The organism is Flavobacterium sp. KMS (genome assembly GCF_000813005.1).
Taxonomy (GTDB): Bacteria; Bacteroidota; Bacteroidia; order Flavobacteriales; family Flavobacteriaceae; genus Flavobacterium.
In genome coordinates, this window is sequence record NZ_JSYP01000008.1 from 110427 (window position 1) to 122788 (window position 12362).

Here is a 12362-nt window from a genome sequence, read left to right on the forward strand (position 1 = left end):
TAGTATGAATTTTCTGTTTTCAATAAAAAAGGTTTTAACCAAAAAAAAACGCTATGATATCATAGCGCATTTTCCTGAATTAATAAGAACTTTTCATCTTATCTTTTATGGCATCTAAACATAAGTTATTGATGCTTCCTTCATGTGTATGTTTAGTTTCTTTTGGCGACTTAAACGTGCCGTTTTCTAGTTGTTCGGCTACTTCTTTGTAAGCATCTCTAAACGGCATTCCTGCTACAACCATTTCATTTAATGTATCTACTGTAAATAGGTAATCGTATTTTTTATCGTCTAAGATATGGTCTTTTACTGTGATATCTTTTATAGAAAAAATCGCAATATCTAAACAGGCTTTAAGATTTTGAATTGCTGGAAACAATCCTTCTTTTAAAAGCTGCAAATCTCTGTGATATCCGCTTGGTAAATTGTTTGTGATCAACGTGATTTCATATGGTAATGCTTGGATTTTATTGCATTTCCCACGTATCAATTCAAATACATCTGGATTCTTTTTATGTGGCATTATGCTTGAACCTGTTGTAAGGTGTGATGGCAAACTGATAAAATCAAAGTTCTGACTCATATACAAGCAAACGTCCATTGCAAATTTAGACAACGTTGCTGCAACGCTGCTCATAGCAAAAGCTACAGTTTTCTCAGCTTTACCACGGCTCATTTGTGCTGCTACGGCATTATATTTTAAAGTTTCGAAACCTAGTTCTTGTGTTGTAAATGTTCTGTTTATAGGAAATGAGCTTCCATATCCTGCAGCAGATCCTAGTGGGTTTTGATCTACAATTTTGGCTGCTGCGTTTAGCATCGTAATATCGTCAATAAGGCTTTCGGCATACGCAGAGAACCACATCCCGAATGAGGACGGCATTGCTATTTGTAAATGTGTATATCCTGGCAATAATACATTTTGATGTTTCTCGGCAGATTCCATTAGCAAATCAAAAAGACTTTTTACTTGTTCTTTTAATGCTTTTACTTCATCTTTTAGGTATAAATGCACATCGACTAAAACTTGGTCGTTACGTGAACGTGCCGTATGGATTTTCTTTCCTGCATCTCCTAGTTTTACTGTTAGCAAATATTCGATTTTGGAATGTACGTCTTCAAAACTATCTTCGATTACGAAATTTCCTTTTTCGACATCGACAATGATTTCGTTTAATGCATCTACTAACGAATTGGTTTCATCGGCAGTTAAAAGTCCGATTTGTCCCAGCATTTTTGCATGAGCTATTGAACCTAATGCATCGTATTTTGCCAGAACCAAATCTAGTTCTCTATCGTTTCCAACAGTGAAATGTTCGATTTGTTTGTCTGTTGCAATTCCTTTTTCCCAAAGTTTCATAAGCTGTATGTTGTTTTGTTTCACAGAGTTTCTCAAAGAAAAACTCAAAGATTCACAAAGTTTAATTTTATTACTATGTTTCTTTATTTCCTAAATGCCTTAGCCCCGATAGCAGTGAAAATCCTTTTTCTGGCTTCTTTAGCCAGGAAAAGATTGTAACGAATAGCGGGAAATAGCTCCTTATCCTTCGACTCCGCTCAGGATGAGAAAAGATGCTACTATAATTTAAAGAAATCGGTTAGTATTTTAATATACAATTCGATTCCTTCTTCGATTTCGTTGATAAAAATAAATTCGTCTGCCGAGTGTGAACGTAATGTTTCTCCTGGTCCTAGTTTTAATGACTGGCAACTTAAAACGGATTGATCGGAAAGTGTTGGCGAACCGTAAGTTGTTCTACCTAAAGCAATTCCGGCTTGTACTAAAGCGTGTGCAATTGGAATAGACGAAGCATTAAGATGCATAGACCGTGGCGTTACTTCGGCTTTTACATTAGCTTTTACCTCTTCTAGAATTTCGGTATTGGAGTAACAATCGGTTACACGAATATCAACAACCAAGTCACATTCTGATGGCACTACATTATGTTGTTTTCCAGCGTTTATTTGGGTTACGGTCATTTTTACCGGCCCTAAAACATCGGATATTTTATCGTATTTATAGTTTCTAAACCACTCCATTACAGGAATAGCGTTGTATAATGAGTTGTCGTCGTTTTGGTGTGCAGCGTGGCTTGCTGTTCCTTTTACTTTTACATCAAGAACTAACAATCCTTTTTCGGCTACTGCCAATTGCATTAATGTAGGCTCTCCTACTATGGCGCAATCTAGTTCTGGTAAATGTTGTAAAACGCTGTTTAATCCGTTTTTTCCGCTGCTTTCTTCTTCTGCCGAAGCTACGATTACCAGATTATAAGGTAAGTTTTCATTATTGTAAAAATGTACAAACGTCGCCAATAACGAAACCAAACAACCTCCTGCGTCGTTGCTTCCTAAACCGAATAATTTGCCGTCTTTTACAATTGCTTTAAACGGATCGTTGGTATATGCTTGATTGGGTTTTACTGTATCGTGGTGCGAGTTCAGTAATAGTGTTGGTTTATTTTTGTCGAAATGTTTATTGAAAGCCCACACATTATTGTTCTCTCTTTTAAAAGGAATCTCGTTTTGATTGAACCAATTTTCGATTAAAAGTGCCGTTTGATCTTCTTCACTTGAAAAAGATGGGGTTTCGATCAAACTTTTTAATAATGCTATTGCTTCTTGAGTAAGCGTTTCTATATTTTTCATTTTTTGATAGGTACTGAAGTCTATCCCGAAGCTTCGGGGCTGAGTTTCTAAGATTACAAAAGTCTTGGTTTCTTAGAAACTTAGCAACTTTTTTCTTTTATAATTTAATAGTTGTATGCAATATATTGGAATTTTGCAACATACTATGATGTCCAATTTTTATGGTCTGAACTCCCTTAGACAGGCTATTAAAACAATTGTCTAGTTTTGGAATCATTCCGGAATGAATTACTTTTTCGGTTTTTAGTTTTTCGTATAATTCGGCGTTTATTTCAGTAATTACCGAATCATCGTCTTCTGAATCTGATAAAACTCCTTGTTTTTCAAAACAATAGGTAAGCGTAACATCAAAATCTTCAGACAAGGCAATCGCTAACTCGCTTGCAATTGTATCGGCATTAGTATTTAGCAATTGTCCGTTTTTATCGTGTGTAATGGCGCAAAAAACTGGAACAATATTGTTTTCTAGCAATGTAGCCAATAAACTTGTATTTACTTGTTTTACATCGCCTACAAATCCATAATCGATTGTTGGGTGGTTTCTTTTTGTCGATTGGATTAAATTCCCATCGGCTCCCGAAAATCCAATCGCATTATTGTTTTTTGCCTGCAATTGTGCTACAATATTCTTATTGATTTGTCCTGCATAAATCATCACGACAACATCCAGCATTGCTGCATCGGTTATACGACGACCATCTATCATCTGTGGAACTAAACCAATACTTTCAGCCATTTTTGTAGCCGATTTTCCACCTCCGTGAATCAATATTTTATGTCCTTCTATCTTAGAGAAATCAGTTAAGAATTTCTCTAATTCTGATGGATTATCGATTATATTACCGCCAATTTTTATTAATGTAACTTTCATTTTTTTGAGGTTCTAAGACGCTAAGGTTCTGAGGTTCTAAGTGACTTAGCATCTTAGTAACTCAGAACCTTAGCAACTTAATTTATAACTTCTTAAGAATCTTCTGTAATACCAATTGTGCTGCGTACGTTCTGTTATTGGCTTGCTCGATTACAATTGAATTTTCGCCATCTAAAACTTCATCGCTTACAATTACGTTACGACGAACAGGAAGACAATGCATGAATTTTCCGTTGTTGGTCAATGCCATTTTTTCGGCAGTAACTGTCCAATTTGGATCTGAATTAGTTACTTTTCCGTAATCATTAAAATTACTCCAGTTTTTTACATACACAAAATCGGCATTTTCAAATGCTTTGTCCTGATCGTATTCTATTTTCGAATCCTTGGTAATTTCTGGACTTAGTTCATATCCTTCGGGATGTGTAATTACAAAGTCGACATTTTTTTTCATTTGCATCATTTCTACAAATGAGTTAGCAACTGCTTGTGGCAAAGCCTTAGGATGTGGCGCCCAAGAAAGTACTACTTTTGGCTTGTGCTTAGTCTTAAACTCTTCCATTGTAATAGCATCTGCCAAAGATTGCATTGGATGACGAACAGCACTTTCCATATTTACGATTGGAACTGTAGCGTATTTTAAGAATCCCGAGATAACGGTTTCTGCATAGTCTTTTTCTTTATCTAATAATCCTGCAAAGGCTCTAATAGCAATAATATCGCAGTATTGAGAAACTACTTCGGCAGCTTCTTTGATATGTTCTGAAGCTCCTGAGTTCATAATCGCTCCATCCTCAAACTCTAGCGTCCAGCCTTCGTTGGTAAAGTTCATTACCATTACGTTCATCCCTAAGTTTATAGCTGCTTTTTGAGTACTTAAACGTGTTCTTAAACTCGGATTAAAGAATAACATTCCTAAGGTTTTATTCTTACCCAGGTGTTGGTTTTTTAGTGGTTTTTTCTTGATTTTTAACGCACTCTTAACCCATTTTGATAATGAGTTGATATCTTGAATTGAAATATAGTTCATAATATATTGTTTAATCGTTTTTTGTCTAATTGTTTAACCGAATGACCGATTAAGCAAATCAACATTTTTTAAGAATAGTATCTGTTTTTATCTGTGTCTTTGCCTTAGCAAATCCGCATCATCCGCGTTCTTCTTTTGATAATCATCATAATTTGAATTAAAAATATAGTTTATGTTTTCTTTATTTATTGTTGTGTTTTTTGGACGCTGATTAAACTGATTCGCAATTGCGAAAACGCTGATAAAAACAGATTTCTTTTCTTTCTTATTATAATTTCTAAAAATCCGTATCATCCGTGTTCCTTTTTAATAATCATAATTCGAATTAAATAGATAGTTTGTCATTTAAACGAATAAACGATTAAACAAATCAACATCTTTATACAATCTTGGTAAAAGGAATTTCATCCTTTAATGCTTTTAGAATAAAATTATCTTCTAGTCCGTTTACAATCCAGGTTTCGATATTTGCTGCTTTGGCGATTGCCGCTGCTTCAATTTTTGATTGCATTCCTCCTGTTCCGTGTGACGATTTAGATTCTCCTATTTCTTTTTCTAAAAGCCGCAGATCATTTACTAAAGTTATCGTTTCTGGCACTTCATTATGTATAGATTCTTTCGTGTAAATTCCGCTTGTATTTGTGGCAATTATCAAGATATCTACATTTAATAAAACTGCCGTTAATGCTGCTAATTTATCGTTATCTCCAAACTGAATTTCGTCGGTTGCAACGGTATCATTTTCGTTGATAATCGGAATGTAATTATTCTCGACCAAAACATTAATTGTGTTTACAATATTGATTTTGGATTGTTCTTTTTCGAAATCTGAATAGGATAACAAACATTGCGAAGTCAGCAATCCCAAATCACTGAAGTTCTCATGGAAAATCCGCATTAAATGAGGTTGTCCGATCGATGCCAAAGCTTGTTTTACAATAATCTCTTTGCCTTTGCTCTCTAATTTCACAAATTGTTTCGCCGCTGCAATAGCTCCGGAACTTACAATTACAAATTCGTATTTGTCATTTAAAGCAGCAATTTGCATTCCAATATCTTCAATCTTTCCTCTGGAAATATGATTGGTTTCTTTGGTTAGTGTATTGCTTCCTATTTTTAATAAAATCCTTTTTTTAGTCATTTTTTTTAAGTGGCTAAGGTTCTGAGTTACTATCCCGAAGCCTCGGGACTAAGTTTTTATATTGTAAACGTTTTACCGCAAAGGGCGCAAGGTTTTATATTCTGTTTGTGTTTACAAACGCTGAGTTCGCAAAGCTATATCTATAGTTAAATTCCAAATTTTAAAATCCAAATTCCAACAATCGAGAATCATTAATCTATCCCGAAGCCTCGGGACTTAAATTCTAAGAATCTAAGATAGTCTAACAATCTAAGAAGTCTAAATTACCTAATTTGCCCTTCTCCGTAAATATACCACTTATTGGTAACCAGATGTTGCAATCCGATTGGTCCTCGCTGATGTAATTTATCTGTGCTTATGGCTAATTCTCCGCCTAAACCAAGTTGTCCTCCATCGGTAAATCGAGTTGATGCATTATGATAAACTGCTGCCGCATCTATAGATTCCATAAATTCCTGAGCAACATCATTATTTCTTGTAATAATCGCAGCCGAATGTCCGCCACAATACTTATTTATTTTTGCAATAGCATCTTGTTCTGAATCGATTGTTCCTAATACAATTTTATAATCAAGAAACTCTTCATACCAAATATCTTCATCTTTCAAAACACTTGTATTCGCAAAAGATTCTAATGTTTTATCTACAATAATCTCAACTTTCGATTCGCCTAGTTCTTCTATTAAAATGGCTAGAAAACCTTCAAAATTTGGTAATCGTGAATCTACCAAAACTTTATCTACAGCATTACAAGCTGAGATTTTGGATGTTTTTGCATTCAGAATTACTTTTAGAGCAATATCTGTATTTGCTTCTTTATGAACGTAAACAAAATTATTTCCCCGTCCGCTTACGATTACGGGACAAGTAGCATGCGCTTTTACAAACTCTATTAATTTTTCGCCTCCACGTGGTACAATTAAATCTACTTTTTGTGTTGGTTTTTCTAAAAAAGCTTGTGTTTCTTCTCGAGTGAAACTTAGATATTCCACCCACTCTGTCGAAACATTATTTTCTGCTAAAGCCTGATGCCATAAACTCACAATCTTTAAATTAGATTTTAATGCTTCTTTTCCGCCTTTTAGCAAAATTTTATTTCCTGATTTAAAGGCAATTCCACCAGCTTCGATAGTTACATCGGGTCTTGATTCGTAAATAATCAATATCGTACCAAAAGCTGCTGTTTTATTACTGACTTTAATTCCGTTATCGTGTACAAAATGAAACCTTTCCACGCCAACTGGATCTTCCTGAGAAGCTAATTGATTCAATGATAAAATCATTTCGTCAATCTTGGCGTTATCTACTTTTAAACGTTCTTCCATTGCTAGATCTTCGCCATTGTAAGCGGCTAAATCAGCTTGATTCGTCAGAATAATTTGGTTTCTTTCCTCCTCGACAAGCTTTGCCATCGAGAGTAAAACCAAATTTCGCTTTTCAATTGATAAATGGTGGTTCATAATTTTTGTAGTTGGTTGTTTTTGGTTGTTTTCTAAAATCTAGTTTGTGTTGAGAGATATAAATCTGCGTATAAAACTCCATAATAAAATAAAATATTTACTACTATCCATACTCTCCTTTTTATACTATTATCCGAGGAAAAATAAATTCTTGAAATCTGCATTATCAATATTATAACAGAAGATAATCCAATTAAAAAATATACAAAAAAAAGAATTAGGTTTATCATTTCTATATGCTTCCAAATAACAAACAAACTTTGAAAGCTACTAATTAAAATCGCCCAAAAAATGATAATCAAATATGCTAATGATTGATATTTGAGAAACAAATCTGAAATCAAAAAATTATTGTTCATGTTCTTTAATTTTAAATCCATAAACTATTTTTTTTGGCTCATTTTCCTTTACTAAATTATATTTTTTAGCTAAAGCATTTTCTTCATTAGGCTGAACTTTATCTTCTTTCAATTTATAGGTGAATATTAAAGAATCATAACATTTACAACCTATTTCTTTCTCAATCAAAGGTGCGTATTTATTAATTTTTTCTTTAATAAAAGAATCACTTTTAATTTCTGAAAGTTCAATTTTAAAATTATCTAAAGAATCTAGCTTTAGATTCTCGCAATCTCTCAAATACCATAAACTAGGTTCATTATTATAAGTATCAATCTCTATGTCTTCTTGTTCATTGATTTCATTTTGCATTCTTCCTAAAACTTTTTCAAGTCCAGCAGAAGGAATATATTCAGGGGCTCTTCTCATTCCCCACGCAAATGGATTCAGAAAAAGCAACATTGGTAGTAAAACACTAATTACCAATACAACGCCCCAAATATTCTTTAATACTTTCATTTAATATTGAAGCTCTTCTAAACTTTCTTTTAATGCAACGATAAAGGTATCAATATCAGATTTCTTCACAGTTAATGGCGGCAAAATTCTCAATAGATTTTTGTTGTTGGCACTTCCTGTAAAAATGTGCTTTTCGGTAATTAATTTTTTACGAAGCGGACCAATTTCAAAATCGAATTCTACACCAAGCATTAATCCTTTTCCTTTTACTTGTTTAATTTGAGAAACTTGCTTGATTTGCTCAAAAAAGTAAGCAGAAACTTCGTTTACATTATCCTGTAATTTCAATTTTTCGATTACATCCAGAACCGCAATTCCTGCGGCACAAGACAAATGGCTTCCTCCAAAAGTAGTTCCTAATAATCCGAAACTAGCTTCAAATTCCGGCGAAATCAAAATGGCTCCAACTGGAAATCCATTCCCCATTCCTTTTGCAACCGAAATAATATCGGCTTTTATATTGTGATGTTGGTACGCAAAAAACTTTCCGCTTCTTCCATAACCAGATTGTACTTCGTCTAAAATTAAAACTGCACCGTATTTTTTACAAGCTTTTTCTAAAGCCTGAAAAAACTCAGTTGTTCCTTCATCTAAACCTCCTACTCCTTGAATTCCTTCAATAATTACACTCGAAACATCTCCTTTTGCTAGTTCAGCTTCTACTAATTCGATATTATTAAGAGGTAAAAAAGTAACAACTTGTTGTGCATTTATTGGAGCTACAATTTTTTTATTGTCTGTAACTGCAACTGCTGCCGAAGTTCTTCCGTGAAAAGAATTATCAAAAGCTACAACTCTTGATTTTCCGTTATGGAATGAAGCTAGTTTCAAAGCATTTTCATTCGCCTCAGCTCCTGAACTACATAAAAACAGTTCATAATCTTCTAATCCAGAAAGTTTCCCTAATTTTTCAGCTAATTCTACCTGCAAAGGATTCTGAATTGCATTGGAATAAAAACCTAAATTATCTAATTGATTTTTAAGTTTTGCTACATAATCTGGTTGTGTGTGTCCAATAGAAATTACCCCATGTCCACTATATAAATCTAAATACTCTACTCCGTTATTATCTGTAATAGTACAATCTAATGCTTTTACAGGTGTTATGTCATAAAGTGGGTATACGTTAAATAAGTTCATTCTTTTAATTATTTAAAGATTTAAAAATTGAATAATTTAAAGATTCTGCGAGATGAATTAATTAAAAAGATTAAACTTTGAAATAATTTTTTAATCTTTTAATTCTTAAATCTTTCAATTTCTTTAAAATCCGCTTGGTTTCAAATGTAAACCTGTCGTTTCTGGTAACCCAAACATTAAATTCATGTTTTGAATTGCTTGCCCAGAAGCTCCCTTGGTTAGGTTATCGATTATTGAAGTAATCAATATCCGGTTTCCACTTTTCGTTAAGCTTATAATACATTTGTTCGTTTGTACCACCTGTTTCATATTGATATTGGTAGTCGTTACGGTTACAAACGGTTCGTTTTTATAAAAATCTTCGTATTTCGTTACGATTTCATCTAAACTTTCTTCGACAGTTGTATATAAAGTTGCAAAAATTCCTCTTGCAAAATCTCCTCTGTTCGGAATAAACAACAATTCGTTTGAATAATCTGCCTGCAATTGATTTATACTTTGGTTTATCTCTCCCAAATGCTGATGATCAAATGCTTTGTAATGTGACATATTACTTAATCTCCAACTAAAGTGTGTCGTTTCTGAAGGATTTACTCCAGCTCCTGTACTTCCTGTTATTGCATTAATATGTACATCATTATTTAAAAGCTCATTCTTTGCCAATGGTAATAATGCCAGTTGAATTGCTGTTGCGAAACAACCTGGATTAGCAATAAATTGTGCTTTTTTGATAGCGGTTTTATTCAGTTCTGGTAAACCATAAATGAATTCCTTTCCATCAAAATTGGCATCTTTGTTTAATCTGAAATCATTTCCTAAATCAATAATTTTAGTATGACCCGCAAATTCATTTTCTTTAAGAAACGAAATCGATCTTCCGTGACCTAAACATAAAAATAACACATTTACGTCTGGATTAAGAACATCTGTAAAATCCATTTCGATATCTCCCAATAAATCGTGATGCGCTACATGAAGTGGCTTTCCAGCATTGGTTGTACTGTATACAAAATCGATGTTTACATTAGGATGATACATCAATATTCTTATCAATTCACCAGCTGTATAGCCTGAACCACCAATTATTCCAACATTAATCATAGTCTAAGTGATTTACAGATGAAAATATATTTTGAGCATTTCCTAAAATCTTAATAAACCCTTTAGCATCGTCTGATGTCCATGCATTATTCATTTCTCCGTATTGACCAAATCCTGTATTCATTAAATCATTATCTGATTCGATTCCGTCAAGCGAAAAATGATATGGTTTAAGCGAAACAGTTACAACTCCATTAACCGTTTTTTGCGTGTCTTGTAAAAATGTTTCGATGTTACGCATTACTGGATCTAAAAACTGACCTTCGTGAAATAACATTCCGTACCAGTTTCCTAATTGCTCTTTCCAATATTGTTGCCATTTACCAAGTGTATGTTTCTCTAATAAATGGTGTGCTTTGATGATAATTAACGGCGCAGCAGCTTCAAATCCTACTCTTCCTTTAATACCTATAATAGTATCACCTACGTGAATATCTCTACCAATTGCATATGCATTTGCTAATTTCTCTAGTGCTACAATATTATTTGATGGTTTATCTGTTTTACCATTTATTCCAACTAATTCTCCTTGCTCAAAATGTAAAGTCACTTTTTCTTCACCTTCTTTTTGCAATTGCGAAGGATATGCTTCACTAGGTAATGGTGTACCAGAAGTTAAAGTTTCTTTTCCTCCTACACTTGTTCCCCAAAGTCCTTTATTGATAGAATATTGTGCTTTTTCCCAAGAATAATGAACGCCATTTTTAGACAAATAATCTACTTCTTCTTGTCTTGACAATTTTAAATCTCTAATTGGAGTAATTATTTCAATCTCTGGAGCAATTGTCTGGAAAATTAAATCAAATCTAATTTGGTCATTTCCTGCTCCTGTACTTCCGTGTGCAATTGCCTCTGCTCCTACTTTCTTAGCATATTTTATTGCTTCAATAGCTTGAAAAACACGCTCAGCACTTACAGATAATGGATAGGTATTGTTTTTTAATACATTTCCAAAAATCAAATATTTTATAGCTTTATCATAATACTTATCTACGATGGTAAGATTTGCATGTTGTGCACTTCCTAATTCGTAAGCTCTTTCTTCAATAGCATTTAATTCTTCTTCATCGAAACCTCCTGTATTAATAAGTACAGTGTGGACTTCATATCCTTTTTCATTTTTTAAATATTTAAGGCAATACGAAGTATCTAATCCTCCGCTATAAGCTAATACAACTTTTTTCATAATTTTATTTTTTTAAGAAAAGGGCTTGTTTAATTGATTTTAATCTATTGAGTACTTTTACATTAAAAGGATGTTTTGGCGGATCCTTTTGTTTTTCTTTTGGATCATACAACATTCCTGTACATAAGCACATTTTATTTTCTTTACTTTTTAATATTTCATAATTCGTACAAGTTTTGCAACCTGCCCAAAAGCTTGGATCACTTGTAAGTTCTGAAAAAGGAACTGGTTTGTATCCTAAATCTGAATTAATTTTCATTACTGCCAAACCAGTTGTGATTCCAAATATTTTAGCATCTGGAAATTTTTCTAATGAGTAATCAAAAACCTTAGATTTAATTTTTTTGGCTAAACCTAAATTTCTGTAATCTGGATGTACTATCAAACCAGAATGAGCCACAAATTTGCCATGTTGCCAACTTTCGATATAGCAAAAACCTGCAAATTTACCATCTACCAAAGCAATCAATGCATCTCTGTTCTCCATTTTTTTCTGGATATATTCAGGAGTTCTTTTGGCAATTCCGGTACCTCTCAATAAGGCAGACGACTCTATAGTATCGCATATTTCTTGCGCATATTTATAATGTTCTTCTTGTGTTACAACAATAGAGATCTTCATTTCAATAGTTGAAGTTAGGGTTAAAAAATAAGACATGATTTTTCTTCTGAAACCCAAGAGTTGCTTCAGCAAAATTAAATAAAAAATACATAAAACCCTTAATATCAAAAAGATGACATTGAGATAATTTTAAATAAAATGTACTTGTAGGATGTGTTTGTCCAAAGGACAACTTAGGTAATTTCAAAACAAAAAAATGAATATAAATACATACGACGAAAAACTCTTGTGAATGCTATAGAGATAGCATCCGTACTTCGGGAGAAGTAACAGGCAAGTTTGTCCGTGAGATAGAAATTATATG

Annotated in this window: 11 protein-coding genes; all 11 read right to left on the reverse strand. The window is 33.2% G+C overall.

The features are described 5' to 3' along the window. Positions 1-79: 79 nt before the first annotated feature. Entirely contained in the window at positions 80-1360 is a 1281-nt protein-coding gene (gene argH, locus OA93_RS09985) for an argininosuccinate lyase (protein WP_039113040.1), read from the reverse strand. 218 nt (positions 1361-1578) lie between these two features. After that, on the reverse strand, positions 1579-2649 hold the full coding sequence (locus OA93_RS09990; protein ID WP_039113041.1) for a M20 family metallo-hydrolase: 1071 nt from the start codon (positions 2647-2649) through the stop codon (positions 1579-1581). 97 nt (positions 2650-2746) lie between these two features. After that, on the reverse strand, positions 2747-3520 hold the full coding sequence (argB, locus tag OA93_RS09995) for an acetylglutamate kinase (protein ID WP_039113042.1): 774 nt from the start codon (positions 3518-3520) through the stop codon (positions 2747-2749). An 82-nt stretch (positions 3521-3602) separates the two neighbouring features. Then, a complete protein-coding gene (locus tag OA93_RS10000) occupies positions 3603-4550 on the reverse strand; it encodes an N-acetylornithine carbamoyltransferase (protein ID WP_039113043.1) in 948 nt (315 codons plus the stop codon). Positions 4551-4929: 379 nt separating this feature from the next. After that, entirely contained in the window at positions 4930-5691 is a 762-nt protein-coding gene (gene proB, locus OA93_RS10010; protein ID WP_039113045.1) for a glutamate 5-kinase, read from the reverse strand. 263 nt (positions 5692-5954) lie between these two features. Next, positions 5955-7151, reverse strand: a complete 1197-nt coding sequence (locus tag OA93_RS10015) for a glutamate-5-semialdehyde dehydrogenase (protein ID WP_039113046.1) — start codon at positions 7149-7151, stop codon at positions 5955-5957. 348 nt (positions 7152-7499) lie between these two features. Further along, entirely contained in the window at positions 7500-8009 is a 510-nt protein-coding gene (locus OA93_RS10025) for a hypothetical protein (RefSeq protein ID WP_039113048.1), read from the reverse strand. Then, positions 8010-9149, reverse strand: coding sequence for an aminotransferase class III-fold pyridoxal phosphate-dependent enzyme (locus OA93_RS10030; RefSeq protein ID WP_039113049.1), 1140 nt, complete (start codon positions 9147-9149; stop codon positions 8010-8012). 123 nt (positions 9150-9272) lie between these two features. Continuing rightward, positions 9273-10250 (reverse strand): N-acetyl-gamma-glutamyl-phosphate reductase, encoded by a 978-nt coding sequence (gene argC, locus OA93_RS10035; RefSeq protein WP_039113050.1) that lies wholly within the window; start codon positions 10248-10250, stop codon positions 9273-9275. Beyond that, positions 10243-11436, reverse strand: coding sequence for an argininosuccinate synthase domain-containing protein (locus OA93_RS10040; protein ID WP_039113051.1), 1194 nt, complete (start codon positions 11434-11436; stop codon positions 10243-10245). The genes argC and OA93_RS10040 overlap by 8 nt, the downstream gene beginning before the upstream one ends. Before the next feature lie 4 nt (positions 11437-11440). Beyond that, on the reverse strand, positions 11441-12058 hold the full coding sequence (locus OA93_RS10045) for a GNAT family N-acetyltransferase (RefSeq protein ID WP_039113092.1): 618 nt from the start codon (positions 12056-12058) through the stop codon (positions 11441-11443). Between the last annotated feature and the right edge of the window lie 304 nt (positions 12059-12362).